This is a genomic window from Streptomyces sp. NBC_01363 (assembly GCF_026340595.1).
Classification (GTDB): Bacteria; Actinomycetota; Actinomycetes; order Streptomycetales; family Streptomycetaceae; genus Streptomyces.
Window position 1 is genome coordinate 3,991,545 of the sequence record NZ_JAPEPF010000001.1, and the last position, 26,473, is coordinate 4,018,017.

General features: G+C 72.2%; 23 protein-coding genes and 1 rRNA gene. 20 read left to right on the forward strand and 4 right to left on the reverse strand.

From position 1 onward, the window contains the following. Window positions 1–76 precede the first annotated feature (76 nt). The 3 genes from rrf to OG611_RS18385 all read left to right on the forward strand — a co-directional run bounded on the left by rrf (window position 77) and on the right by OG611_RS18385 (window position 2,336). Window positions 77–193 (forward strand): 5S ribosomal RNA (gene rrf / locus OG611_RS18375). 485 nt (window positions 194–678) lie between these two features. After that, a complete protein-coding gene (locus OG611_RS40655) occupies window positions 679–1,632 on the forward strand; it encodes a hypothetical protein (RefSeq protein WP_323180205.1) in 954 nt (317 codons plus the stop codon). Then, window positions 1,632–2,336, forward strand: a complete 705-nt coding sequence (locus OG611_RS18385; protein WP_266425990.1) for a tetratricopeptide repeat protein — start codon at window positions 1,632–1,634, stop codon at window positions 2,334–2,336. Before OG611_RS40655 ends, OG611_RS18385 begins: the two co-directional genes overlap by 1 nt. A gap of 56 nt (window positions 2,337–2,392) precedes the next feature. On the opposite strand, the gene OG611_RS18390 is transcribed toward OG611_RS18385, so the two are convergent. Beyond that, window positions 2,393–3,676 (reverse strand): DUF1015 domain-containing protein, encoded by a 1,284-nt coding sequence (locus OG611_RS18390; protein WP_266421225.1) that lies wholly within the window; start codon window positions 3,674–3,676, stop codon window positions 2,393–2,395. A 71-nt stretch (window positions 3,677–3,747) separates the two neighbouring features. On the opposite strand from OG611_RS18390, the gene OG611_RS18395 reads away from it, so the two are divergent. Both OG611_RS18395 and OG611_RS18400 read left to right on the forward strand, forming a co-directional pair. Beyond that, entirely contained in the window at window positions 3,748–4,776 is a 1,029-nt protein-coding gene (locus OG611_RS18395) for an HAD hydrolase-like protein (RefSeq protein ID WP_266421228.1), read from the forward strand. Window positions 4,777–4,887: 111 nt separating this feature from the next. Further along, window positions 4,888–5,730: an ABC transporter ATP-binding protein gene (locus OG611_RS18400; protein ID WP_266421231.1), complete on the forward strand. Its 843-nt coding sequence runs from the start codon at window positions 4,888–4,890 to the stop codon at window positions 5,728–5,730. Between the two features lie 33 nt (window positions 5,731–5,763). Here the strand turns inward: OG611_RS18400 and OG611_RS18405 are convergent, their stop codons facing one another. Continuing rightward, on the reverse strand, window positions 5,764–6,111 hold the full coding sequence (locus OG611_RS18405; protein WP_266421234.1) for an SCP2 sterol-binding domain-containing protein: 348 nt from the start codon (window positions 6,109–6,111) through the stop codon (window positions 5,764–5,766). A 43-nt stretch (window positions 6,112–6,154) separates the two neighbouring features. Here OG611_RS18405 and OG611_RS18410 point away from each other — a divergent pair, with 43 nt between their 5' ends. The 6 genes from OG611_RS18410 to OG611_RS18435 all read left to right on the forward strand — a co-directional run bounded on the left by OG611_RS18410 (window position 6,155) and on the right by OG611_RS18435 (window position 12,191). After that, window positions 6,155–6,493, forward strand: a complete 339-nt coding sequence (locus OG611_RS18410) for a hypothetical protein (RefSeq protein ID WP_266421237.1) — start codon at window positions 6,155–6,157, stop codon at window positions 6,491–6,493. 7 nt (window positions 6,494–6,500) lie between these two features. After that, on the forward strand, window positions 6,501–7,316 hold the full coding sequence (locus OG611_RS18415) for a TlyA family RNA methyltransferase (RefSeq protein ID WP_266421240.1): 816 nt from the start codon (window positions 6,501–6,503) through the stop codon (window positions 7,314–7,316). After that, window positions 7,313–8,218, forward strand: a complete 906-nt coding sequence (locus OG611_RS18420) for an NAD kinase (protein ID WP_072484231.1) — start codon at window positions 7,313–7,315, stop codon at window positions 8,216–8,218. Before OG611_RS18415 ends, OG611_RS18420 begins: the two co-directional genes overlap by 4 nt. Before the next feature lie 123 nt (window positions 8,219–8,341). Further along, entirely contained in the window at window positions 8,342–10,069 is a 1,728-nt protein-coding gene (recN, locus tag OG611_RS18425; protein ID WP_266425993.1) for a DNA repair protein RecN, read from the forward strand. A gap of 76 nt (window positions 10,070–10,145) precedes the next feature. Then, window positions 10,146–10,910 (forward strand): hypothetical protein, encoded by a 765-nt coding sequence (locus OG611_RS18430; RefSeq protein WP_266421247.1) that lies wholly within the window; start codon window positions 10,146–10,148, stop codon window positions 10,908–10,910. A gap of 186 nt (window positions 10,911–11,096) precedes the next feature. Continuing rightward, complete coding sequence (locus OG611_RS18435; protein ID WP_266421250.1) at window positions 11,097–12,191, forward strand: glycosyltransferase family 4 protein; 1,095 nt, start codon at window positions 11,097–11,099, stop codon at window positions 12,189–12,191. A gap of 18 nt (window positions 12,192–12,209) precedes the next feature. Here the strand turns inward: OG611_RS18435 and OG611_RS18440 are convergent, their stop codons facing one another. Then, window positions 12,210–13,835 carry a PucR family transcriptional regulator gene (locus tag OG611_RS18440; protein ID WP_266421253.1) on the reverse strand — a complete coding sequence of 542 codons (1,626 nt, stop codon included), beginning with the start codon at window positions 13,833–13,835 and terminating at the stop codon, window positions 12,210–12,212. Between the two features lie 264 nt (window positions 13,836–14,099). On the opposite strand from OG611_RS18440, the gene OG611_RS18445 reads away from it, so the two are divergent. The 3 genes from OG611_RS18445 to OG611_RS18455 all read left to right on the forward strand — a co-directional run bounded on the left by OG611_RS18445 (window position 14,100) and on the right by OG611_RS18455 (window position 16,005). Next, window positions 14,100–14,960 (forward strand): sulfurtransferase, encoded by an 861-nt coding sequence (locus tag OG611_RS18445; protein ID WP_266421257.1) that lies wholly within the window; start codon window positions 14,100–14,102, stop codon window positions 14,958–14,960. A gap of 92 nt (window positions 14,961–15,052) precedes the next feature. Continuing rightward, window positions 15,053–15,373: a hypothetical protein gene (locus tag OG611_RS18450; protein WP_266421260.1), complete on the forward strand. Its 321-nt coding sequence runs from the start codon at window positions 15,053–15,055 to the stop codon at window positions 15,371–15,373. After that, window positions 15,370–16,005, forward strand: a complete 636-nt coding sequence (locus OG611_RS18455) for a GNAT family N-acetyltransferase (RefSeq protein ID WP_266421263.1) — start codon at window positions 15,370–15,372, stop codon at window positions 16,003–16,005. The genes OG611_RS18450 and OG611_RS18455 overlap by 4 nt, the downstream gene beginning before the upstream one ends. 115 nt (window positions 16,006–16,120) lie before the next feature. On the opposite strand, the gene OG611_RS18460 is transcribed toward OG611_RS18455, so the two are convergent. Beyond that, window positions 16,121–17,947: a glycoside hydrolase family 15 protein gene (locus OG611_RS18460; RefSeq protein WP_266421265.1), complete on the reverse strand. Its 1,827-nt coding sequence runs from the start codon at window positions 17,945–17,947 to the stop codon at window positions 16,121–16,123. A gap of 381 nt (window positions 17,948–18,328) precedes the next feature. On the opposite strand from OG611_RS18460, the gene OG611_RS18465 reads away from it, so the two are divergent. The 6 genes from OG611_RS18465 to OG611_RS18490 all read left to right on the forward strand — a co-directional run bounded on the left by OG611_RS18465 (window position 18,329) and on the right by OG611_RS18490 (window position 26,395). Continuing rightward, window positions 18,329–20,014, forward strand: a complete 1,686-nt coding sequence (locus OG611_RS18465; protein ID WP_266421268.1) for a CTP synthase — start codon at window positions 18,329–18,331, stop codon at window positions 20,012–20,014. A gap of 89 nt (window positions 20,015–20,103) precedes the next feature. Beyond that, window positions 20,104–20,730, forward strand: a complete 627-nt coding sequence (locus OG611_RS18470; protein ID WP_266421270.1) for an NUDIX hydrolase — start codon at window positions 20,104–20,106, stop codon at window positions 20,728–20,730. Between the two features lie 237 nt (window positions 20,731–20,967). Then, window positions 20,968–23,031: a tetratricopeptide repeat protein gene (locus OG611_RS18475; protein WP_266421273.1), complete on the forward strand. Its 2,064-nt coding sequence runs from the start codon at window positions 20,968–20,970 to the stop codon at window positions 23,029–23,031. A 143-nt stretch (window positions 23,032–23,174) separates the two neighbouring features. Continuing rightward, complete coding sequence (gene ald / locus OG611_RS18480; protein WP_266425996.1) at window positions 23,175–24,290, forward strand: alanine dehydrogenase; 1,116 nt, start codon at window positions 23,175–23,177, stop codon at window positions 24,288–24,290. 369 nt (window positions 24,291–24,659) lie between these two features. After that, on the forward strand, window positions 24,660–25,778 hold the full coding sequence (locus OG611_RS18485) for a ParA family protein (protein WP_266421275.1): 1,119 nt from the start codon (window positions 24,660–24,662) through the stop codon (window positions 25,776–25,778). Then, window positions 25,775–26,395, forward strand: a complete 621-nt coding sequence (locus OG611_RS18490; protein ID WP_266426000.1) for a hypothetical protein — start codon at window positions 25,775–25,777, stop codon at window positions 26,393–26,395. The genes OG611_RS18485 and OG611_RS18490 overlap by 4 nt, the downstream gene beginning before the upstream one ends. Window positions 26,396–26,473: the final 78 nt, after the last annotated feature.

Genomic DNA, 26,473 nt, shown 5'->3' on the forward strand with positions numbered 1-26,473 from the left:
TGCGAACAGTCGCACCGGTTGAACAGCTTCACTACTTAATTGAAAAGTGTGCTTGTTCGCTAGAACCCGATAGGGTTTCGGTGGTCATTGCGTTAGGGAAACGCCCGGTTACATTCCGAACCCGGAAGCTAAGCCTTTCAGCGCCGATGGTACTGCAGGGGGGACCCTGTGGGAGAGTAGGACGCCGCCGAACAATCTTTCAAGGACCCTTGGTCCCAGCGTTCACGCTGGGACCAAGGGTCCTTTTGTTTTTGCCGAAGCGCGTCGGATGTCCGGCTGCGCCAGAATGTCTTGTAGTACCCGATGAAGGAGTCACGCCGATGTCCACCAACTCTCCCGACGATCGTTCGGAGCGCGAGCCGCGTCGCCGGGACGGTGGTGACCGAGGCGGCTTCAGCGGCCGTCGCGATGACCGCTCCGGCGGACCGCGCAGGGACAACGACCGCGGTGGCTACCGGCGCGACGACAGCCGGCCCACCGGTGGAAGCGGTGGCGGTGGCTTCCGCCGCGACGATCGTGACCGTGACCGGGGACCGCGTCGCGACGACAACCGTGGTGGCGGCTCCGGCGGCGGCTTCCGGCGCGACGACAGCCGTGGTGGCGGTGGCTTCCGGCGTGATGACAACCGTGGTGGCGGCTCCGGCGGCGGCTTCCGCCGCGACGACCGCGACCGCGACCGTGGGCCGCGTCGTGATGACGATCGGGGTGGGCGTCCTTCGGGTGGGTTCGAGCGGCGTGACGACCGGCCGCGTGGCCCTCGTCGCGACGATGACAGCCGCAGTGGTGGTGGGTTCCGTCGTGATGACAGCCGTGGTGGAGGTTCCGGCGGCGGCTTCCGGCGCGACGACAGCCGTAGCGGTGGTGGGTTCCGTCGGGACGACAGCCGTGGTGGCGGTTCCGGTGGTGGGTTCCGTCGTGACGACCGGGACCGTGATCGGGACCGTGGGCCGCGTCGGGACGATGAGCGTGGTGGGTTCCGTGGGCCGCGTCGTGATGACGATCGGGGTGGGCGTCCTTCGGGTGGGTTCGAGCGGCGTGACGACCGGCCGCGTGGCCCTCGTCGCGACGATGACAGCCGCAGTGGTGGTGGGTTCCGTCGTGATGACAGCCGTGGTGGCGGCTCCGGCGGCGGCTTCCGGCGCGACGACAGCCGTAGCGGTGGTGGGTTCCGTCGGGACGACAGCCGTGGTGGCGGTTCCGGTGGTGGGTTCCGTCGTGACGACCGGGACCGTGATCGGGACCGTGGGCCGCGTCGGGACGATGAGCGTGGTGGGTTCCGTGGGCCGCGTCGTGATGACGATCGGGGTGGGCGTCCTTCGGGTGGGTTCGAGCGGCGTGACGACCGGCCGCGTGGCCCTCGTCGCGACGATGACAGCCGCAGTGGTGGTGGGTTCCGTCGTGATGACAGCCGTGGTGGCGGCTCCGGCGGCGGCTTCCGGCGCGACGACAGCCGTAGCGGGGGGTACCGCGGGCAGCGGGACGACCGTGGTGGCCGGGGTGGCTACCGTGGGCGCGACGACCGTGGTGGGTACGAGCGGCGGGACGACCGGGACCGTGAGCCCATCAAGCGGCTTCCGATTCCCGAGGACGTCACCGGTGACGAGATCGACAAGGATGTGCGGCAGGAGCTGATGAGCCTGCCGAAGACCCTGGCCGAGGATGTCTCGCGCAACCTCGTCATGGTGGCCCGGCTGATCGACGAGGACCCGGAGCAGGCGTACGCGTATTCGCGGATCGCGCTCCGGCTGGCCTCGCGGGTCGCTGCGGTGCGTGAGGCTGCCGGGTTTGCCGCGTACGCGACGCAGAAGTACTCGGAGGCGCTGGCGGAGTTCCGGGCCGCCAAGCGGATGACCGGGTCCGTGGAGCTGTGGCCCGTCATGGCCGACTGCGAGCGCGGGCTCGGGCGGCCCGAGCGGGCGATGGCCATGGCCGGCGAGCCCGAGGTGCAGAAGCTCGACAAGGCCGGGCAGGTCGAGATGCGTCTGGTGGCTGCCGGGGCTCGTCGGGACATGGGGCAGCTCGATGCGGCCATCGTCACGCTGCAGAGCTCCGAGCTCGCCTCGAACGCCGTGCACCCGTGGACGGCCCGACTGCGCTACGCGTACGCCGACGCGTTGTTGGCGGCGGGGCGTGAGGACGAGGCGCGTGAGTGGTTCGGGAAGGCGCTGGAGGCCGACAAGGACGGCTCCACCGATGCGTCCGACCGGCTGGCCGAGATGGACGGTGTCGAGTTCGTCGATGCCCTCGACGAGGACGAGGACGAGGACGACAACCGCACGGACGGGGACGGGGACGGGGACGAGGACCAGGACAAGGACCGTACGCCTGAGGCGTAAGGCGTGAAGAAGGGCGGCACCCCACCCGGGGTGCCGCCCTTTTTTGCTGCCTGCGCTCAGTCGAGGTCGAGGCTTCGCAGGACCAGGCCGGTGGCCGGCTTGGGGCCGAAGGAGGTCGACTTGCGGGGCATGGTGACGCCCTGCCGGGCGAGGTCCCGGACGACTTCCTCGCGTACCGGATGCATCAGGACCGCCGTCGCGTTGTGACGCTCGGCCTGTTCGACGGCGGCCGCGGTGTCGTGGATGTACGCGATGTGTTCCGGGGCGTCGGGGATCTTCCAGACGTGGTCGAGCAGGGCCGCGTGCAGGACCGTCGCGTCGAGGGTCTGCCAGGCGGTCGGGCGGTCGGCGGGGATCGTGCGGGACAGCAGTCCGGGGTCGGGGCGGTCGATGAGATGGAAGCCGCCGTCGCCGGCGAGCAGGAACGCGTTGCCCTCGGCGGCCGCCTCGGCGAGTGCGTCCAGGGCCCGGGGGAGCGGCCCGTCCAGGTCGCGGATGCGGAAGAGGCCCTTCACTGCGGCGAGTGCGTCGGCGGCCGGGAGACGGTGCAGCAGCCGGTGTATGGCGCGGACCCGGAGCGGGTACCGGGCCGTGTCGACGAGCAGGACCAGGCCGAAGTCCCAGGGGCCCGGAGTGGTGTGCTCCTGCTGGAGGCGGAGGTAGGTGGCCCAGCGATGGTGGCCGTCGGCGATCAGGGCCTGGTGGTGGGCGAGATCGGTCTCGATCTCGGCGCGGTCGGCCGGGTCGGTGACCGCCCAGAGCCGGTGGCGGTAGCCGTCCTCGGTGGTGGTGGCGAGCAGCGGTGGGCGCTCCGTGGTCCGCTCGATGACGGCGGTCGCTCCCGGGCCGTCGCCGTCGCCGTCGCTGCGGTAGGTGAGCAGCAGTGGTTCGAAGTGGGCGGCGGTGGTGCGCATCAGGTCGGCCCGGTCCTCGACGACATGGGCCATCACGTCCTCGTGCGGCAGCACGATGCCGTCCCCGGGGGCGGAGAGCGCCAGGGCTCCGACGATCCCGCGTTGCAGGATCTCGGCGTTGCGCTGCTCGTAGACGTACAGAGCGGGCTCGCTGTCCGGCGCGAGGACGCCCTCGGCCAGCCAGCGGTTCAGGGTCTGCGCCGCCTGCTCGTGGCGGGCCGAGGCCGTGTCCGCCTGCGGCAGTATCAGCCGGACGATGTTGTACGGGTCCGCCGACTCCAGGTGGTGCAGTCCGTCGGGCCGCACGACGACGTCGTACGGCGGTGAGGTCACCGCGGCAAGACTGCCGACCCGCTCGGGGACGTATCGCAGTCCACGGAACGGGATCAGACGCAGTCCCTGGCCGGCCCGGCCTGATGTCTTCATTTCTGCATCGTATGTGCGCGGCCGGGATGCGCGATGATCGGGACAGAAGCATGCAACGAGGAGCGCAAAGAATGAGTCAGGCGAGCAGGACCAGGCCCAGCGGCAGCAGCACCGCGTTGAACGAGGCGTACGACACGGCGCTGCTCGATCTCGACGGGGTGGTGTACGCGGGCGGCCACGCGATCGGCCACGCCGTCGACGCGCTGGGGGCGGCGCGGGACGGCGGGATGCATCTGGCGTACGTGACCAACAACGCCCTGCGGACGCCGGCCGCTGTGGCCGGGCACCTGACCGAACTCGGCGTTCCGGCGGAGCCCGCCGATGTGATCACCTCGGCGCAGGCGGTCGCCCGGCTGATGGCCGACCAGCTGCCCGCCGGGGCCCGGGTGCTGGTGGTGGGTGGCGAGGGGCTGCGGGTCGCGCTGCGGGAGCGCGGTCTGGTGCCGGTGGAATCCGCGGACGACGAGCCGGTGGCGGTGGCTCAGGGATACGGCGGACCCGACATGGCCTGGGGGCGGTTTGCCGAGGCCGCGTACGCGATCGCGCGCGGGGTGCCGTGGTTCGCGTCCAACACGGATCTGACGATTCCGAGTGCCCGGGGAATCGCACCGGGGAACGGGGCGGCGGTGGAAGTCGTCCGGATTGCCACCGGGGCCGAGCCGCAGGTCGCCGGGAAGCCGTTGCCGCCGATGCACCGGGAGACGGTGCTGCGGACCGGGGCCGAGCGCCCGCTGGTGGTCGGCGACCGGCTGGACACGGACATCGAGGGCGCGTTCAACGGCGGCGTGGACTCCCTGCTGGTGCTCACCGGGGTGACGGACGCGGCGCAGCTGGTGGCGGCCGTGCCGAAGCACCGGCCGACGTATGTGGACGCGGATCTGCGGGGGCTGCTGACCGGGCAGCCCGAGGTGGCCGAGAGCGGCGACGGCTTCGTGTGCGGGGGCTGGGCGGCTTCGGTGCGCGGGGGCGAGCTGGCGCTGGAGGGGGACGGGGACGTACTCGACGGGCTTCGGGCGCTCTGCGGGGCGGCCTGGTCGCACGCCGGGGACGGTTCGTGCGGGCTGGACGCCGGCAAGGCGGTCGCCAGGCTGGGGCTGTAGCGGGAGGCTCCGGGCAGGCACCACAAAAAGAGGGTAGGCTAACCTAACTTTGTCTCTGCTCGGTGTGTCGTCGTCCCGCACCCGATCACCTCCGACTCCGGGAGTACGACCATGCAGCGCCTCACCGCGGACTCGGTGACCCTCGGCTACGACCGGCGGGTCATCGCGGAGAATCTCTCGGTCGAGATTCCCGACAACTCGTTCACGGTGATCGTCGGCCCCAACGCCTGTGGCAAGTCGACCCTGTTGCGCGCGCTCTCGCGGATGCTGAAGCCGGACAGCGGGCGGGTGCTCCTGGACGGGCAGACGATCCACGGGATGCCGGCGAAGAAGGTCGCCAGGACGCTGGGGCTGCTGCCGCAGTCCTCCATCGCGCCGGACGGCATCACCGTCGCCGACCTGGTCGGGCGCGGCCGGTACCCGCACCAGGGGCTGTTGCGCCAGTGGTCGCCGGACGACGAACGCATTGTCGAGGAATCGATGGCGGCGACCGGAGTCGGTGCGCTCGCCGATCGTTATGTCGACGAATTGTCCGGCGGGCAGCGGCAGCGTGTCTGGATCGCCATGGCGCTCGCCCAGCAGACGCCGCTGTTGCTGCTCGACGAGCCGACGACGTACCTCGACATCCAGCACCAGATCGACGTGCTCGACCTCTGTGCGGAGCTGCACGAGACGCAGGGGCGCACCCTGGTGGCCGTCCTGCACGATCTGAATCACGCCGCGCGGTACGCCACCCACCTCATCGCGATGCGGGAGGGCGAGGTGATCGCCGAAGGGGCACCGGGCGAGGTCGTCACCGCGGAACTGGTGGAGCGGGTCTTCGGGCTGAGCTGCCAGGTCATCGACGATCCGGAGACCGGGACCCCGCTGGTGGTACCGGCCGCGCGCAAGCCGCGCGGCGACGGGGCGGGCGTGCGGGGCAAGGCTTCCGCCGGGGCGTCGGCCGGGGGCTGACGCGGCGCTCGGCGCAAGACCGGTCCGTCCCGCCTACAGCAGCGACCTGAGTCTCAGCAGGTCGCGGAAGCCGGCCTCCAGGCGGACCCGGCCCGAACCCCATGCCTTGGCGAAATTCAGGTCGCCGTCCACCATGGCCACCAGGTCGTCGCCGGTCATCGCGAGCCGGATCTCGGCCTTCTCGCGGGGCGGTCCTTCGACCGTGTCCAGGACCTGGATCCGGCCATCGGTCAGCCGGCCGGTGAAGGTGATGTCGAGGTCCTTGATGTGGCAGCTCAGCGAGCGGTCGAGGGCAGCCGCGCTGCGCACGTCGCCGTCGGCCCCCGCGAGGCTGTCGGAAAGTCTGTCGAGTGCGCTGCGGCACTCCGCCATGGTCGCCATTGTGATCGACGGTACCGCAGCCCTTCGCGGTAGCGTTTCCCGCATGAGCGACTCGATGCCGGAACCGGGGACGGCAGCCGGAACAGTGCCCGGGAGCGAGGCGGAGGTCCCGTCCGGCGGGGGTGCGGCCCCGGCCGCCGGGGCCCCGCTCGACCCCGCCGCGCCCGCACCCCTCGGCGTCGCACGCACCCCCACCGGCAACGCCGGGGTGGACGCGGAGCTGGAGCGTCTCGCCGATGCGGACCACCTCCCGGCGGACGGACACATCGAGGTGTATGAGGATGTACACCGCGGGCTGCGCGAAACGCTGACCGCGCTGGACGCCAGGCCCGCACCCGCACCGGTACCCGCACCGATGCCCCCGCACAACAACAGGAGCTGAACCGAACGTGGCAAGAGTGGCACGCCGCCGCCTCGACGCCGAGCTGGTCCACCGCAAGCTCGCACGCTCGCGCGAGCACGCGAGCCAGCTGATCGCCGCAGGGCGGGTGACCGTCGGCGGGAACACCGCGACCAAACCCGCCACCCAGGTCGAGACCAGCGCCGCCGTCGTCGTGACCGAGGACGACAGCGACCCCGGGTACGTCTCGCGCGGCGGGCACAAGCTCGCGGGCGCCCTCGCGGCCTTCGTGCCGCTCGGGCTGGAGGTCGAGGGCCGGCGGGCCCTGGACGCCGGGGCGTCGACCGGTGGCTTCACCGATGTGCTCCTGCGGGCCGGCGCCGGTCATGTCGTCGCCGTCGACGTCGGCTACGGCCAGCTCGCCTGGTCGCTCCGGTCCGATGAGCGCGTCACCGTCAAGGACCGTACCAACGTACGGGAGTTGACGCTGGAGGCGATCGACGGACAGCCGGTGGACCTGGTGGTCGGCGACCTGTCGTTCATCCCGCTGGGTCTGGTCCTGCCCGCCCTGGCGCGCTGCATCGCCCCCGACGCGGATCTGGTCCTCATGGTCAAGCCGCAGTTCGAGGTCGGCAAGGAGCGGCTGGGCAGCGGCGGCGTGGTGCGCAGCCCCGAGCTGCGGGCCGAAGCGGTACGGGAGGTGGCGCGCCGGGCCTGGGCGCTGGGGCTCGGGGTACGGGGGGTGACGGCGAGCCCGCTGCCGGGGCCCGCGGGAAATGTCGAGTACTTTCTCTGGCTGCGGGCAGGAGCACCTGAGCTGGATCCCGCAGATGTCGACCGTGCAGTGGCGGAGGGGCCTCGTTGACGACGAATGCGGCACGAACTGTCTTTCTTCTGGCACACACCGGCCGTCCGGCCGCGATCCGCAGTGCCGAACTGGTCGTACAGGGGTTGCTGCGCAGCGGCCTGGGCGTCCGGGTGCTGGCCACCGAGGCGGCCGATCTGCCGCTGCCGCCGTCCGTCGAGACGGTCACGGACACCACGCCCAAGGCCGTGGACGGCTGTGAACTGCTGATCGTGCTCGGCGGGGACGGGACGCTGCTGCGCGGCGCCGAGTTCTCCCGCGCCTCCGGGGTGCCGATGCTCGGCGTCAACCTCGGCCGGGTCGGTTTTCTCGCCGAGGCCGAGCGGGACGACCTGGACAAGGTCGTCGACCGGGTCGTCACCCGGGCGTACCAGGTCGAGGAACGCATGACGCTCGACGTCCTCGTGCACAGCAACGGCGACATCGTCCACACCGACTGGGCGCTCAACGAAGCGGCCGTGCAGAAGGTGTCGCCCGAGCGGATGCTGGAGGTCGTCCTGGAGATCGACGGCCGTCCCGTGACCGGCTTCGGCTGCGACGGGATCGTCTGCGCGACCCCGACCGGATCGACCGCCTACGCCTTCTCGGCGGGCGGCCCCGTCGTCTGGCCCGAGGTCGAGGCGCTGCTGATGGTGCCGATCAGCGCCCACGCGCTGTTCGCCAAACCGCTGGTGACCTCCCCGACGTCCGTGCTCGCCGTCGAGGTCCAGCAGCACACCCCGCACGGGGTGCTGTGGTGCGACGGGCGCAGGACCGTGGAACTGCCCGCGGGAGCCCGGGTCGAGGTGCGGCGCGGCGCGGTGCCCGTACGGCTGGCGCGGCTGCACCACGCCTCGTTCACGGACCGGCTGGTCGCGAAATTCGCCCTGCCGGTCTCGGGGTGGCGGGGCGCACCGCACTGACCGGCGGACCTTCCCCCGGAGGTGTTGCGAATGCTGTGCGCATACCCGGGAGAGTGGCCCCGGGGCGGGGTCCGTCGCACATCGGGGTCAGGACCTCGTAAGGTCGTGTCCGTGTTGGAGGAGATGCGGATACGGTCGCTCGGAGTCATCGACGACGCGGTGGTGGAGCTGTCACCCGGTTTCACCGCGGTGACGGGTGAGACCGGCGCGGGCAAGACCATGGTCGTCACCAGCCTCGGGCTGCTGCTCGGCGGGCGCGCCGACCCCGCCCTGGTACGGATCGGGTCCAAGGCCGCCGTCGTCGAGGGGCGGATCACGGTGTCCGGCGGTGACACCGTCGCCCTGCGGGCGGAGGAGGCCGGGGCCGAGATCGAGGACGGCGCGCTGCTGATCAGCCGTACCGTCTCCGCGGAGGGGCGCTCCCGGGCGCATCTCGGCGGCCGGTCCGTGCCCGTCGGGGTGCTCGCCGAACTCGCCGACGAACTCGTCGCCGTGCACGGCCAGACCGACCAGCAGGGGCTGCTCAAGCCCGCCCGGCAGCGGCAGGCGCTCGACCGCTACGCGGGCGACGGCGTCGCCGTGCCGCACGCCGAGTACGCGGCGGCCCACCGGCGGCTGAGGGCCGTCGTCACGGAGCTCGACGAGCTGACGACGCGGGCCCGTGAACGCGCCCAGGAAGCCGATCTGCTGCGCTTCGGACTGGGCGAGATCGCCGCGGTCGAACCCCTGGCCGGTGAGGACGCCGATCTCGCCGCCGAGGCCGAGCGGCTCGGCCACGCGGAGGCGCTGGCTTCCGCCGCGGCCCTCGCGCACACCGCGCTCGCGGGCAATCCGGAGGACCCCGAGGGCGTCGACGCGACGACCGTGGTGGCGGCCGCCGGACGGTCCCTGGACGCCGTGCGCGCCCACGATCCGGCACTGGCTGCGCTCGCCGACCGGATCGGTGAGATCTCGATCCTGCTCTCCGACGTGGCGGGCGAACTGGCCGGGTACGCCGACCAGTTGGACGCCGACCCGCTGCGGCTCGCCGCGGTGGAGGAGCGGCGCGCCGCGCTCACCGCGCTCACCCGGAAGTACGGCGAGGACATCGGCGCCGTGCTCGCCTGGGCCCAGGAGGGCGCCGCCCGGCTCACCGAGCTGGAGGGCGACGACGACCGGATCGGCGAGCTGACGGTCGAACGCGACGCGCTGCGGGCCGAACTCTCCGTCCTCGGCCAGGCGTTGACCGACGCGCGCAACCGGGCGGCCGCGCTCTTCGCCGAAGCGGTGACCGCGGAGCTGGCCTCGCTGGCCATGCCGCACGCCCGGGTCTCCTTCGACATCCGGCAGACCGAGGCGGCCGACGAGGCGTCCGGCATCGAGATCGACGGGCGGAGCGTGGTCTACGGGCCGTCCGGCGCCGACGAGGTCGAGCTGCTGCTGGCCCCGCACCCCGGCGCCCAGCCGCGACCGATCGCCAAGGGGGCGTCGGGCGGTGAGCTGTCCCGGGTGATGCTCGCCGTCGAGGTGGTCTTCGCGGGCGCCGACCCCGTACCCACGTACCTCTTCGACGAGGTCGACGCGGGCGTCGGCGGCAAGGCCGCGGTCGAGGTCGGGCGGCGGCTCGCGAAGCTCGCCAGGTCCGCCCAGGTCGTCGTCGTCACACATCTGCCGCAGGTGGCGGCCTTCGCGGACCGGCAGCTGCTGGTCGAGAAGACCGTCGACGGGTCGGTGACCAGCAGTGGGGTCACGGTCCTGGAGGGCGAGGACCGGGTGCGGGAGCTGTCCCGGATGCTCGCGGGCCAGGAGGACTCCCAGACGGCGCGGGCCCACGCGGAGGAACTGCTGGCCGCGGCGCGGTCGGACGGGTAGCGGGCGGGGGCTCCGGCCCGGCCACGGGAACGGCCCGCCGGGCGGCCCCGGCGGGCCGCTGCGTAGTCTGGCGCGCATGGGAGCAGCATTGCGCAGGTCCGTGATGTCCGGTGCCGTCGCCGCCGCCGTCGCGGGAGGTGTGTACCGGGCGCTGCGGGCCAGGCCGCGCCCCGACCGGCAGCGCACCAACTACGCGGGCCGTACCGTCGATCTGCACGCGGGGCCGGCCGCCGTCCTCGGTACCGCGGCCGGAGCGGTCGTCCTCCCGCTGCCGGCCCGTACCCGGTGCGCCGCCATGCTCGCCGTACTGGCGGCCGGCGGTTGCGGCGCGTACGACGACCTCGTCGGCGCGGACGATCCCCGCCGCGGGTTCCGGGCCCATCTGGGTGCGCTGCGGGACGGCGAGGTGACCAGCGGCGCGGTGAAGCTCTTCGGGATCGGGGCCGCCGGGCTCGCGGCCGGCACGCTGCTCAAGGAGCGGCCCGTCGACCGGGCGCTCGCCGCGGTCGTGATCGCCGGAACCGCCCATCTCGTCAATCTGACGGACGTGCGGCCCGCGGTGGCCGCCGCCACCGTCCTGGCCCTCGGCGCCCCCGGCCTGCCGCAGGGCGGGCTCGCCGCCGCGCCGATGGGTGCCGTGGCCGCGCTCGTCGCCGACGACCTGGGGGAGCGGACCATGCTCGGGGACACCGGGGTCCATGCCCTGGGGGCCGCACTCGGTGTCGCGATCGCCGCGGGCCGCGGCCGGGCCGGACTCGTCGCGCATGCCGCCGCACTGGTCACGGCGGCGGTGTACGGGGACCGGATCAGCCGGCTGGCCCGGGTGCTGTCGGAGCGCTGACGGAGGAAGCCGCGGGGCGGGCCGGACAACAATGCGCCGGTTTCTCACCCGTGCGAGTGGTAGGCGGCGTCCGGTTGTTGTTGTACAGGCCGCAACGACGGCCCGACTGTGCCGGAACGTGCGTACGGACTGGCATCCTTGGCGGTGCAATCACCGCCGACTCGGGAGCCCCGGGAGCCATTCAACGTGTCACAGTTGCGTACGGTCCAAGTCCTGGGCGGCGGCAGCGCGGGCAGCAGTGCCCACGTCGGCTCGCTGGCCGCGGGACTGGTGGCGAGAGGCGTGCACGTCACCGTCTGCGCCCCGGCAGAACTGGACCACGCCTACGACTACTCCGGTGCGGGGGCCTGTTTCGCGCCCGTGCCGCGGCGCAGCGACCCGGCCTCCGTCGCCGCCCTGCGCACCGCATGCATGACGGCGGACGTCGTCCACGCGCACGGATCGCACGCCGCCGTGCGCGCCGCCCTCGCGCTCGGCGGCCGGCGCGTTCCGCTGGTCGTCACCTGGCACGCCCGCGCCCACGCCGAAGGGGCCCGCAGCCGGCTGATCCGGCTGATGGAGCGAAGGGCCGCCCGTGCGGCGGCAGTTGTGCTCGGTACCACATCGGACCTGGTCGACCGGGCGCGGCGCCGGGGAGCGCGCGACGCGCGACTCGCGCCGGTCTCCGCCCCCGTACCCCGCCTGCGCGCCGCCGCCCACGCGGGCAAGGCGCGGGCCGAACTCGGGCTGGTGGAACGGCCGTTGATCATCTCCTGTGGGAGTCTCGTACCGCATCACGGATACGGCACACTGCTCGACGCCTCGCGGCTGTGGCGGGACCTCGACCCGGCACCGCTCCTGCTCCTCGTGGGCGAGGGGCGGGAGCGGTCCGCTCTGCAGCGCCGGATCAGGAGCGAGGAACTGCCCGTCCGGCTCGTCGGCAGCCGCGACGACCGCGCCGAACTGCTCGCCGCGGCGGATCTGGCCGTGCTGTCCAGCAGTTGGGAGGCGCGTTCGGTACTGGCCCAGGAAGCGCTGCGGCTCGGCGTCCCGCTGGTCGCCACCGCGGTCGGCGGGGTGCCCGAACTCGTGGGGGACGCGGCGGAACTCGTGCCGTACGGGAACGCGGAGGCGCTCGCGCGGGTGGTGGCCCGGCTGCTCGGGGATCCCCGGCGGCGCGAGGAAATGGCGGCCGCCGGGCTCGCGCAGGCCGAGAGCTGGCCGACCGAGGACGACACGATCGCCCAAGTGCTCAGTGTGTACGACGAGTTGACCCAGCCGTTGGCGGCACGGACGCGGTGAGCCGCTCGACCGGGCCGGCTAAGAGGTGTGGCGGCGGGCCCGGAGAGCCAGGCTCAGTGCCAGCACCGCCTGGGGGTCGTCCAGGTCGGTGCCGAGCAGTTCGCCGATCCGGGCCAGCCGGTTGTACAGCGTCTGACGGTTCAGATGCAGCTCCCGCGCCGTCTCCGCCTTGCGGCCCGCGTGGGCCAGATACGTCTCCAGCGTCGGCAGCAGCACCGGGCGCGAGGTGCGGTCGTGATCGCGCAGCGGGCCGATCGCCCGGTCCACGAATGCCGCCAGGTCCGGGTGGTCCCGCAGCCGCCACAGCAACAGGTCGATGTCGAGGCGCCGGGCGTCGTACCAGGGGCGGTCGCTGAGACCGTGCGCCGCCGTCGCCGTCTCGGCGGCGTGCCGCAGCCCCGCGCCGGCCGTCGCCCAGCCGCCCGCCACGCCCACCACCACGACCGGCGGATGCGATCCGGCCCGCTCCAGCCCGGCCCGCTCCACACCGGCCCGCAGCGCCGCCGCGACCCGGTCCGCGACCGCCGTGCGCTCCGTCTCGGACCGCAGTCCGAGGAGCACCGGTACCCGGCCCTCCACGGGCCGCACGCCCAGCAGCACCGGCACACCCACCGACGAGAGCTCCTCCAGCACCGCGCGTGCCAGCAACGCCCAGTTCCCGGACACCGAAAGCTCGGGGGCCAGCCGCATCACGACCGGCAGCAGCGGCATGTCGGCCGGCTTGAAGCCCAGCACGCGGGCCTGCGCGGGCGCGTCCTCCGGCGCGATCCGGCCCTCGGCGAGATCGGTCAGGAAGTCGCCCCGGCCACGGGCCGCGAGCTCCTCCTCCTGGCGGGCCTGCATCAGCACGACGGCGAGAATCCCCGCCGCTCGCTCCGCCGCCATCCGGTGCACGGTCACCAGCGGCCCGGACACGGCCAGCAGCACCAGCCTGGCCCGTACCGAACCGGTGCCGGGTCCGCCGCCCGGCACATCCACCAGCACCGAACCGGTGGGCGGTGTCTCACGGGCCGCCCGGCCGCCGCGCATCCCGTCCCACACCTGGAGCGGATCGGCGGAGACCGGGCCGGACCCGGGGCCCGCCGCGTACAGCAGTTGGCCGTCCGCCGTCTCCAGGAAGACCGGGTTGGCCGTGAAGTCCGCCAGGATGCCGAGCACCTGGGGCACCCCGCCGCCGCCGAGCAGCGCCTCCGTGCAGCGTCGGTGTACGTCCTCGGCCTGCCGCAGCAGTGCGTAGTGACCGTTGACGATCTCGGTGTGGATCTCCTCGGTCACCGTCACGAACGGCACCTCGCGGTGCAGCTGCACCAGTGGCAGACCCGCGGTGCGGGCGGCGTCCACTATCGACGCCGGCAGCCTGCTGAAGCGCGGGCCGAGCTCCACCACCAGGGCGGCGATCTGGCGGTCGGCGAGCCTGCGGACGAAGGCGCGCTGCTCGGCGGGGCGGGTGCCGAGCCCGAGACCGGTGGTGAGCAGCAGTTCACCGCCCTTGAGCAGCGAGGCGATATTGGGGACCTCGCCCGCGTGCACCCACCGCACCGTACGGTTCAGCCGGTCCGCGCCGGCCACCACCTCCGGGAGCCCGCCGCGCAGCCCCGGCAGCTCCAGGGCTCGCTGCACGGTGATTCCGCCTTGGGTCTCCACTGGCTCTGGCCTCGCGCTTCACTCGGGTCGGACGGGCGATCGCCCTGATTCAGGAAGGTACCGGCCCCGGGCGCCCGAGGCGTCGTCGGGGGAGCCGGAGGGGGGAAGCCCGCACCCGGGGGAGGCGGCGCCGGTCAGGGCCCTTCGACGGTCCGGGGACCGTCGAAGGGCTGTTGACACGGGACGAGCGCCGCTGCGATCTTGTGGACGCCGCGCGGTCGGGGCCGAGTGGCCCTCACATCCGGACCCGGACCAGGAGCAGCCGTGGGCGACGACGCACCGACGTACGCAAGCAGTCAGGAGCCTCCCGGCCCGCTGGTCGGGGCCGACTGGCTGGCGCGGCGGCTCGGCCGGCCGGGACTGTCGGTCCTCGACGCCTCGGTCGGCGCGCACCGGGGCATCGAGCGGCGGATCCCCGGAGCGCGGGCCTTCGACATCGACGGGGCGCTGTCCGACCACTCCGGACCGCTGCCGCACACGATGCCCGACGCCGGCCGGTTCACCGAGGAGCTGCGCTCCCTCGGCGTGAACGACTCCGACACCGTCGTCGTGTACGACGGCGCGGGCATCTACTCCAGCGCGCGGGCCTGGTGGATGCTGCGGGCGATGGGCTTCGGCCGGGTCGCGGTGCTCGACGGCGGCCTGCCCGCCTGGGCCGGCGCCGGGCTGCCGCTGGAGAACGCCCGGCCCGCGCCCGCCGCGACACCCGGTGACTTCACCGCTCGGCCGCGCGCGGGGATGTTCGTCGGCAGCGAGGAGGTGGCGGCGGCCCTGGCCGACCCCGCCGCGGCGGTCCTCGACGCCCGTGCCCGGGACCGGTTCACCGGCGCCGTCGCCGAGCCCCGGCCGGGGCTGCGCGGCGGACATATGCCGGGGGCGGTCAACCTGCCCTTCGGCGAGATCCAGCGCGACGGGCGGATGCGTCCGGCGGATGAGCTGCGCGCCGTGTTCGCCGCCCTCGCGGGCGAGCGCGGGCGACTGGTCCTCAGCTGCGGATCGGGTGTCACCGCGTGCGTCCTGGCGCTGGGGGCCGAGCTGGCGGGGTACCGCGGACAGGCCGTGTACGACGGGTCCTGGAGCGAGTGGGGGCTGCCGTCGGGGTTGCCCGTCGTGACCGGGGCGTAGGTCCCGCAGCCGGCCGGCGTGATCGGGGACATGGCCGTCCGGCCCGGAATACGGTTCGACGGCTTCGCGGTGCGCTGACACAGTGGCACACCATGGCGAACTTCGAGCTCGTGACCGCCGCGGACGTGCAGCTCATGCAGGCTCTGGCACAGCGTGTCACCGCCACCCGCCCGGACCTGGTGAACAGCGACGCGACCTACGGCGAGCCGGCCTGGAACTGGGGCAGGGGGCACGCCGACGAGGGTGCGGGCCGGCCGCGTCGGCTGTGGTTCTCCGGCGGGGACCTGGTGGCGTGGGGCTGGGCCAGTCTTCCGCACCGGGCGAGGCGGAGCGACGGATCGGTGAAGGACGTCATCGGCGCCTACCTGGCGTATCAGGTCCACCCGACCACGCCGGGCTGGTCGACGAGGTGATCGACTGGTACGACGATACGGCGGCGGGCACCGAGCGTACGGTGCTGCCGAGCGCCGCCGACGGGTTCGCCCTGAAGCGATGGGCGGCGCACGGCTACGAGACCGACCCGGCCTCGCTCGGCGACGCCGGGTCCTGGACCCAGCTCAACGAGCGGGACCTCACCGACGTGGAACGGCCGGTGTTGCCCGACGGATTCCGGTTCCGCACCGCCGACGAGGCCGGGCCGAAGGCCGCGGTCCAGGCCCATCCGGACGCCTGGGCCCCCTCGACGTACACGGCCGAGGGCTACGAGGGCGTCCGGCGGACGGCGGCGTACCGCGGCGACCTGCACATCCTGGTGGAGGCGCCGGACGGAACGATGGCATCCTCGACGATCATGTGGCTCGACGAAGCGAACAGGACCGTCGAGTTCGAGCCGGTCGGGACGCACCCGGACTACCGGCGTCAGGGGCTGGGCAGGGCGATGCTTCTGCACGGGATGCGTCTGGCGCGGGCGGCCGGGGCCACTCATGCGACGGTTGCCTGCCTGGGTGCGCCGGGGCATCCCCAGGCGCGCGGACTGTACTTCGGCGTCGGGTTCCGGGAGCTCACGCGGGACGTGCCGCTCATCAAATCCGGGACCGCGGGCTGAGGACCGGTCGTCCGGCCGGCCGTTGGCCGGACCCCGGCCGCCACTCGGGTGGCGGCCGGGGCGGTCCTGCGCGCGAGGAAGAGGACCTGCTCGGTCGCGGGGCACGGATCCCCGGTCAGCCGACGTACGCCCCGCTCGCCGTGAGGCGCAGCGCCGTGTCGATCAGCGGCACGTGGCTGAAGGCCTGCGGGAAGTTCCCCACCTGGCGCTGCAACCGGGAGTCCCACTCCTCCGCGAGCAGGCCCAGATCATTGCGCAGGTTCAGCAGCCGCTCGAAGAGCTGGCGTGCCTCGTCGACCCGGCCGATCATCGCCAGGTCGTCCGCCAGCCAGAACGAGCAGGCCAGGAACGCGCCCTCGTCGCCCTCCAGGCCGTCGACGCCCGCGTCCTCGCCCGAGGTGGGGTAGCGCAGCACGAAGCCGTCCTCGGTGGACAGCTCGCGCTGGATCGCCTCGATCGTGCCGATCACGCGCTTGTCGTCCGGCGGCAGGAAGCCCATCTGCGGGATCAGCAGCAGCGAGGCGTCCAGTTCCTTCGAACCGTAGGACTGGGTGAAGGTGTTGCGCTCGGGGTCGTAGCCCCGCTCGCAGACATCGCGGTGGATGTCGTCGCGCAGCTCGCGCAACCGCTCCAGCGGCCCTTCCGCGTCCCCGGACTCGATGAGCTTGATGGTGCGGTCGACGGCGACCCAGGCCATCACCTTCGAGTGGACGAAATGGCGGCGCGGCCCGCGTACCTCCCAGATGCCCTCGTCCGGCTCCTCCCAGTGCTTCTCCAGGTACTCGATCAGCTTGAGCTGGAGGCCCGTGGCGTAGTCGTTGCGGGTCAGGCCGGTCATGTGGGCGAGGTGCAGTGCCTCGATGACCTCGCCGTACACGTCCAGCTGGAGCTGGCCCGCGGCGCCGTTGCCGACCCGGACCGGGCCGGAGTTCTCGTAACCGGGCAGCCAGTCCAGCTCGGCCTCGCCCAGCTCGCGCTCGCCCGCGATGCCGTACATGATCTGCAGGTTCTCCGGGTCGCCGGCGACCGCCCGCAGCAGCCACTCGCGCCAGGCGCGGGCCTCCTCGCGGTAGCCGGTGCGCAGCAGCGAGGAGAGCGTGATCGCGGCGTCGCGCAGCCAGGTGTAGCGGTAGTCCCAGTTCCGGGAGCCGCCGATGTCCTCCGGCAGGGAGGTGGTCGGCGCGGCGACGATGCCGCCGGTCGGCGCGTACGTCAGGGCCTTGAGGGTGATCAGGGAGCGGACCACGGCCTCGCGGTAGGGCCCGTGGTACGTGCACTGCTCGACCCATTCGCGCCAGAAGTCCCCGGTCGCGTCCAGCGAACCCTCCGGGTCCGGCAGGGCCGGCGGGCCGTGGTGCGAGGGCTGCCAGCTGATCGTGAACGCGATCCGGTCACCCGGCGCCACCGTGAAGTCGGAGTACGTCGTGAGGTTCTCGCCGTACGTGTCGGCGGGGGTGTCCAGCCAGACGGAGTCCGGACCGGCGACGGCGACCGTGCGGCCGTCGACCTTGTGCACCCATGGGGTGACCCGGCCGTAACTGAACCGCATGCGCAGCTCCGAGCGCATCGGCACCCGGCCGCTGATCCCTTCCACGATCCGGATCACCTGGGGCGCACCGTCACGCGGCGGCATGAAATCGGTCACTCTGACCGTTCCGCGTGGTGTGTCCCACTCCGATTCCAGGATGAGGGAGTCCCCGCGGTAGCGGCGGCGGTCCGCGGACGGCGGCTCCGTCCCGTCCGCCCGCGCCGGACCCAGGCGCCAGAAGCCGTGCTCCTCGGTACCCAGCAGTCCCGCGAAGACGGCGTGCGAATCGAAGCGGGGAAGGCACAGCCAGTCCACTGTGCCGTCCCGGCAGACCAGGGCGGCGGTCTGCATGTCTCCGATGAGTGCGTAATCCTCGATGCGCCCGGCCACGTGCATCTCCAGTCGAACGGCCATGTCGCCCCGTAGGGCATTACTGCGGGTAAAGAGGTCGTCGCAAGGGGTTGTTGTGGGGGAACCTGCGAACGCGTCACCTCGCCCGGGGCAAGTGTCCGAGCAGGATACGACGCACTCCGATGATCCGCGCGACGGTCTTGACAACCGGTCTGGCCCGAACGGGTGTGTGTACGGACACTCGTGGTGATCATGCGAGGTGGGCGTCCCGATACGGCCGGAAGCAGGGTCCCCTCGGCGCTGATACCCTGGTAGCCCGTGGACCGGTGGTCGTCCGCAACCGCAGACGAGGCCCCCGAACCGCAGCGACGGCGCCTCCGGAGTCTCCGGATGAAATCGCCGGTACGCACCTCACGATCGCGACCACGGGAGCCCCCTTTGGCTATGCAGCCCACATCCACGACGACCAAGCACATCTTCGTCACCGGGGGTGTCGCCTCTTCCCTCGGCAAGGGTCTGACTGCCTCCAGCCTCGGTGCCCTGCTCAAGGCGCGCGGCCTTCGGGTCACCATGCAGAAGCTCGACCCGTACCTCAACGTCGACCCGGGCACGATGAACCCGTTCCAGCACGGTGAGGTGTTCGTCACCAACGACGGTGCCGAGACCGACCTGGACATCGGCCACTACGAGCGCTTCCTCGACGTCGACCTCGACGGCTCCGCCAACGTCACCACCGGCCAGGTCTACTCGCAGGTGATCGCCAAGGAGCGGCGCGGCGAGTACCTCGGTGACACCGTGCAGGTCATCCCGCACATCACCAACGAGATCAAGCACCGCATCCGCCGCATGGCCACCGACGACGTCGACGTAGTCATCACCGAGGTCGGCGGCACGGTCGGCGACATCGAGTCGCTGCCGTTCCTGGAGACCGTCCGCCAGGTCCGCCACGAGGTCGGCCGGGACAACGTCTTCGTCGTGCACATCTCGCTGCTGCCCTACATCGGCCCGTCCGGCGAGCTCAAGACCAAGCCGACCCAGCACTCCGTCGCCGCGCTGCGCAACATCGGTATCCAGCCCGACGCCATCGTGCTGCGCGCCGACCGCGACGTACCGACCGCCATCAAGCGCAAGATCTCGCTGATGTGCGACGTCGACGAGGCCGCCGTGGTGGCCTGCGTGGACGCCAAGTCGATCTACGACATCCCGAAGGTGCTGCACACCGAGGGTCTGGACGCCTACGTCGTGCGCAAGCTCGACCTGCCGTTCCGCGACGTCGACTGGACGACGTGGGACGACCTGCTGGACCGTGTTCACAACCCCGACCACGAGATCACCGTCGCGCTCGTCGGCAAGTACATCGACCTGCCCGACGCCTACCTCTCGGTCACCGAGGCCATCCGGGCCGGCGGCTTCGCCAACAAGGCCCGGGTCAAGGTCAAGTGGGTCGCCTCGGACGACTGCAAGACCCCGTCGGGTGCCGCGAAGCAGCTCGGTGACGTCGACGCGATCTGCGTCCCCGGTGGCTTCGGCGACCGCGGTGTCAACGGCAAGATCGGCGCCATCCAGTACGCCCGCGAGAACAAGGTGCCGCTGCTCGGCCTGTGCCTCGGCCTCCAGTGCATCGTGATCGAGGCCGCGCGCAACCTCGCAGAGATCCCCGACGCCAACTCCACCGAGTTCGACGCCGCCACCTCGCACCCCGTCATCTCGACGATGGAGGAGCAGCTGGCGTACGTCGAGGGCGCGGGCGACCTCGGCGGCACCATGCGGCTCGGCCTGTACCCGGCGAAGCTCGCCGAGGGCTCGCTGGTCCGCGAGGCGTACGACGGCCAGCCGTACGTGGAGGAGCGTCACCGCCACCGCTACGAGGTCAACAACGCCTACCGGGCCGAGCTGGAGAAGAAGGCCGGTCTGGTCTTCTCCGGCACCTCCCCGGACAACAAGCTCGTCGAGTACGTCGAGTACCCGCGCGAGATCCACCCCTACCTGGTCGCCACCCAGGCGCACCCGGAGCTGCGCTCCCGCCCGACCCGCCCGCACCCGCTCTTCGCGGGCCTGGTGAAGGCGGCCGTCGAGCGCAAGACGGGCGCCGCGGCCGGTGACGGGCAGGGCACCACGTCGGGCAAGTAGTCCGGCGCCGCACAGGCATTAACGTTGACCGGGGTACGGATCCACTGAGGATGCGTACCCCGGTTTCTGTTTTTCGTGGGAGGACGTAGATGGGTTTCCAGGACACGCCCGAGGAGTGGCAGGTCACCGCGACCGAGACGCCCTTCACCGGCAACAAGACCAGCGTCCGCACCGAAGAAGTGGTGATGCCGGACGGCACGGTCGTACGCCGCGACTACCAGGTCCATCCGGGCTCGGTCGCCGTGCTCGCGCTCGACGACGAAGGCCGGGTCGTCGTGCTGCGGCAGTACCGCCACCCGGTGCGCCACAGGCTCTGGGAGATCCCGGCCGGACTGCTCGACGTCCCCGGCGAGAACCCGCTGCACGCGGCCCAGCGCGAGCTCTACGAGGAGGCGTACGTCAAGGCCGAGGACTGGCGGGTGCTGACCGACGTCTACACCACGCCGGGCGGCTGCGACGAAGCCGTACGGATCTTCCTGGCCCGGAATCTCTCCGAGGCCGACGGGGAGCGCTTCGAGGTCTCCGAGGAGGAGGCCGACATGGAGCTGGCCCGGGTGCCGCTCCAGGAGCTGGTACGGGGCGTCCTCGCGGGGGAGCTGCACAACAACTGCCTCGTGGTGGGTGTCCTCTCGCTCGCGGCGGTCCTCGCCGGTGACGGGATCGAGTCGCTGCGCCCGGCCGGGGCGCCGTGGCCGGCCCGCCCGTTCGAGGCCTGACGGGCCGTAGGGGCGGGCCGGCCTCCGGCGCTTCGCCGGGGCCGTGGGAGGCCGCCGGCGGAGCGCCGGAGGCCGCTGAACGGATCACCGAGGTCCTTTGATCGGAAAAGATGCTGATCCGATCGGGGGACCTCTGCGCCGTGCTCCAGGGAAATCGTCCGCACGCCTGAACTACGCTCGGAATGCCCTGACCGGAGTCCCGGCGGGCGACGCGTGCAGCGAAGTGGAGCGTGGCCCGTGACGGATCAGGCGGTGGACACCAGCGGCCCGGCCAAGGCAGCGGGAACCGAGGAGCCGTCCGGCGCCGCCCCACCCCAATTCTTCGGCCGCGACCGCGAGTTGAAGGCACTGCGGGCCGACATCGAGAGAGCCGGCCTCGACACCCTGGCCGGTCGCAAGGCCGCCCGCGCCCGGGTCCTGCTGATCGCCGGACGGCCCGGCTCCGGACGCACCGCGCTCGCCGGTGAACTCACCCGCAGGCTGCTCGCCGCCGACGACCACCCCGACGGACTCTTCCGCGCCCGGCTCACCGATCCCGGCGGTGCGCCGGTGCCCACCGAGCGCACCGCCCGCGAGCTGCTCAACCAGCTGGGTGTGACCGGCCCGCCCGGCGCGGACGGGGACGAACTCTCCGAGATGGTCCGCAAGGAGCTCGCCGGACGCCGTGCCCTGCTGCTCCTCGACGAAGCGGCGGACGCGGAACAGGTCGACCCGCTGCTGCCGGACAACCCGGACTGCCTGGTCGTCGCCACTTCCGGGGGCCCGCTGACCGGCATCCCGGGCGTCCGTCCCTGCACCATCGGCGGCCTGGACGCGGGCTCCGCCGTGCGGCTGCTCGCCCGCATCATCGGAGAGGTCAGGATCACCGTCGACCCGCGGACCGCCGAGACCCTCGCCGAGGAGTGCGGTGGGCTGCCGGGCGCCCTGGTCATGGTCGGGGGCTGGCTCGCCGCCCACCCCATGGCGTCGGTCGCCGATGTCACCAAGCAGCTGCGCGAGCTGCCGGACGACACGGAGCAGTCCACCGGCTCCCGCCCGCTGGCCCGCGCCTTCCGGCTGGCCCACGACTCGCTGCCGCCGACGGCCGCCCGGATACTGCGGCTGCTCGCCCTCGCCCCCGCCGGACTCGCCGACGCCCACACCGCGTCCGCGCTGGCCGGTTGCTCCGTCTCGGCCGCCCAGGCGACCCTCGACGACTTCGTTGCCCTGGGGCTGCTGCACACCAACGGGGCGGATCAGCCGCAGTACGAGGTGCCCGGCTGTCTCGCGCCGCTGCTGCGGGCGTTGCTGGAGGCCAGGGACCGGCCGGCGGAGATCCAGCTCGCCAGGGCCCGGATGCTGGAGCGGACCGTACGGCTGCTGCAGTCCTGCCGGGCGGTCACCGAACCCGAGGGTTCCCCGGCCCGCGGCAAGCTCGCCGGGCTGCCGCGGTCACTGCGCTTCCCCAACCCCGAGGCGGCCGCCGAATGGCTGCGGATCCGCCGGCCCGCCCTGCTGGCCTCGGCCCGGATCGCCGTCGAGGACGGTGAACTCGACACCCTGGCAAGGCGGTTGGTGGCCGCTCTGGTGCGGGCGCTGGCCGTGCACCGCGGCACCGAGGCCGCCGCACCCGAGCTGTACGGACTGCACGGTCTGGTGCTGGCCGTCGCCGAGCGGCGGGAACTGCCGCGCGAGCGGGCCGCCGCGCTGCTCAACCTCGCCGACCTCGACGCCAGGACCGGCCGCACCCGGGAGGCGCTGGCCCGCTACCGGGCCGCGCTGGATGCCGGACGGGCCGCGAAGGACCCGTACGCCACCGGTCGCGCGATGGAATCCGTAGGTGGCGCCTATGCCGAGCTGGGGGACTTCCAGCGGGCCTCCGACTGGTACGGCCGAGCGCTGGCGCAGCGGCTCACCCAGGGGGAGCGGGCCGACGAGGCGCGGCTGTACGGGCGGCTCGGCGCCGTCCACACCTATGCCGGGCGGTACGGCGAGGCGCTGCGCAACTGGCGCGCCGCGGCGGCCGGGTACCGCAGGCTCGGCGACGTGCCGGCCCAGGCGCGGGCGCTCAGCGAGGCGGCGCGGGTGCAGGAGTACGCGGGTCGGCCGCAGGAGTCCCTGCACACCTGCCAGGAGGCCGTCGAGTGGGCCAGGCGGGCCGGGGACGTACGCCTGCAGGCGGCGCTGGAGCTCCGGTTGGCCGACACGTTCGACAGGCTCGGCGACCCGGCCGCGGCCGGGCTGCACCGGGGTCTGGCCGACAGATTGCTGGACCAAGAGGGTGCGGCCTGCGAAATCCGTAGTGCGGCGACTGAAAATTAATGCTTTGTAAGGCTAGACAGCACGAAACCCTTCATTAGACTGGCTCTGCCGCGTGTGTTCGCGGTGTCTCCATTTACGTAGTGTCTATCCGGGTATGTATAGCTATGTCCGGGTAACCCTCTGAGCCAAGGACCGTGATCGACGTGAAGGTCGGCATCCCCCGCGAAGTCAAGAACAACGAGTTCCGCGTGGCGATCACGCCTGCCGGCGTGCACGAGCTCGTCCGCCACGGCCACCAGGTCGTCGTCGAGGAGAGCGCCGGTGCCGGCTCCTCCATCACGGACGAGGAGTACGTCGCCGCCGGGGCGCAGATCCTCCCCACCGCCGACGAGGTCTGGGCCACCGCCGATCTCCTGCTCAAGGTCAAGGAGCCGGTCGCCGAGGAGTACCACCGCCTCCGCAAGGACCAGACGCTCTTCACCTACCTGCACCTCGCCGCCTCCCGCGAGTGCACCGACGCGCTGATCGAGTCGGGCACCACGGCCATCGCCTACGAGACGGTCGAGACCGCGAACCGCGCGCTCCCGCTGCTCGCCCCGATGTCCGAGGTCGCGGGCCGGCTGGCCCCGCAGGTCGGCGCCTACCACCTGATGCGCTCGGTCGGTGGCCGCGGCGTGCTGCCGGGCGGCGTCCCGGGTACGGCGCCCGCCGAGGCCGTCGTCATCGGCGGCGGTGTCTCCGGCTGGAACGCCACGCAGATCGCCGTCGGTCTCGGCTTCCACGTCACGCTGCTCGACAAGGACATCAACAAGCTCCGCGAGGCCGACAAGGTCTTCGGCACCAAGGTGAAGACCGTCGTCTCCAACGCCTTCGAGCTGGAGAAGGCCGTCATCGAGGCCGACCTCGTCGTCGGCGCCGTGCTGATCCCCGGCGCGAAGGCGCCGAAGCTGGTCACCAACGAGCTCGTCGCCAAGATGAAGCCCGGAAGTGTACTTGTCGACATTGCAATCGATCAGGGCGGTTGCTTCGAGGACTCGCACCCGACGACGCACGCCGAGCCGACCTTCATGGTCCACAACTCGGTCTTCTACTGCGTCGCGAACATGCCGGGCGCGGTGCCGAACACCTCCACGTACGCCCTCACCAACGCCACGCTCCCGTACATCCTGGAGCTCGCCAACCGCGGCTGGGTCGAGGCGCTGCGCCGTGACGCCGCGCTCGCCAAGGGCCTCAACACCCATGACGGGCAGGTTGTTTACCGCGAGGTGGCCGAAGCGCACGGCCTTGAGCACGTCGAGCTGAGTTCGCTCCTCGGCTGACGGGTCAACCGCTTCCGTCAACCTCACGCGTCCGGCCGGACCTTGCCGAGCAAGGTCCGGCCGGAGGCATGTCGGGTCCCTGTGGGGGTCCGGTTCAACTCGTCTTGAACGTAACTCTTCAACCGATTCGTGCACCTGTTAAAACCGCACCCCGGTGGCTGCGCACCCTTGACAGGGAGGTGTTCGATTGCCGACACATCGGGCCGGGTCCGGCGGATTGTGTTGCTGCAGAGCGGTGACACGCCATAGAGTCGCCAATCGTCGGCATGGTGCCACGCTGACCTATCGATAAGTTTCCTGGTCACGTCCAAGGAGGTAAGACGACTTGTGAATGAGTCGACATTTACTCCCGGGGGTGTTCATCCAGGGATGCCTGCACGGGGCCAGGGCCCGAACGGGCTGGCGGCTGTCGGCTCCGTCGCTGTCCGCACCTTCGCCACCCAACAGCACATGACGACAGCCCCCCAGATGATGGACGGCCTACACGTGAACGCCATGGCCGGCAACGAGAGTGGCCGGGAGACCGCCCACTTCGCCGACTTCGACGAAGTGCCCCAGGGGCACTTCTACGACCCCGACGCCGAGTACGAACCCGATCCGGAGTACGCGGCCACCCTCGCGCCCGACGCTGCCCGCCAGCGCCGCGAGCGGATCGGCCCGACCGGTCGGCCCCTGCCCTACTTCCCGATCCCGGGCCCGCTGACCGATCACGGTCCCGCGAAGATCATCGCGATGTGCAACCAGAAGGGCGGCGTCGGCAAGACCACGTCGACCATCAACCTGGGTGCCGCGCTCGCGGAGTACGGGCGACGCGTCCTGCTCGTCGACTTCGACCCGCAGGGAGCCCTGTCGGTCGGGCTCGGCGTCAACCCGATGGAGCTCGACCTCACGGTCTACAACCTGCTCATGGAGCGGGGCATGTCGGCCGACGAGGTCCTGCTGAAGACCGCGGTCCCGAACATGGACCTGCTGCCCAGCAACATCGACCTGTCGGCTGCCGAGGTGCAGCTGGTGAGCGAGGTGGCCCGGGAGTCCACGCTGCAGCGCGCCCTGAAGCCGCTGATGGCCGACTACGACTACATCGTGATCGACTGTCAGCCGTCGCTGGGCCTGCTCACCGTGAACGCCCTCACGGCGGCCCACAAGGTCATAGTGCCGCTCGAGTGCGAGTTCTTCGCGCTGCGTGGTGTGGCCCTGCTCACCGAGACCATCGAGAAGGTCCAGGAGCGCCTCAACCCCGATCTGGAGCTCGACGGCATCCTCGCCACCATGTACGACTCCCGTACGGTGCACAGCCGTGAGGTCCTCGCGCGCGTCGTCGAGGCATTCGACGATCACGTCTACCACACGGTCATCGGGCGCACCGTGCGCTTCCCGGAGACCACGGTCGCCGGTGAACCCATCACCACCTACGCCTCCAACTCGGTCGGTGCCGCCGCCTATCGCCAGCTCGCCAGGGAGGTGCTCGCCCGGTGTCACGCCGAGTGAGTCTGCCCGGGGCCGACGAACTGTTCCGTACCACCGGAGGAATGGGGCTCCAGGCCTCTTCCCCCGCCGACCGGCGGCGCAAGGCGAACGGCGAGGCCCGGGTGCCCGGTCCGGCCGGTGAGAGCGATTCCGGGGCGGACGGAGCCGGGACGGACGCGGCACAGGCCACCGACGGCGCCTCGCGCGAGGAGCACTCCGCGGCCGATGCCGACGCGGGGGAGTCGCGCAGCCGCGGCGACGGCGACCGGGTCGCGGTGGCCGCGCAGGCGGGGCGGAGGCCCCAGCAGCCCGCGCCGACGGCCGCGCCCTCGTCCGCGTCACCGTCCGCGCAGGAGGCGGTCCCCGCCCCCGCCGTTCAGCAGCAGCGCAGGCGCGGAGGCGGGCGCGGGGCGAACCGGCGGCCCAGCGGCCGCGAGCGCCACGACGAGAAGATCACCGTCTACGTCTCCGCCGAGGAACTGATGGACCTCGAACACGCCCGCCTCGTGCTGCGCGGGGAGCACGGGCTCGCGGTCGACCGCGGCCGGATCGTCCGTGAGGCGGTCGCGGTGGTGCTCGCGGATCTGGAGTCGCGGGGCGACGCGAGCATCCTCGTACGGCGGTTGCGCGGCCGCTGAGGGGTGGGGCGCCGGTAGCCTGCCCGGTGGGCGACCGCCGGACGAGTGGTCCGGCCCTCCCGCACGGGCCACGGCCCG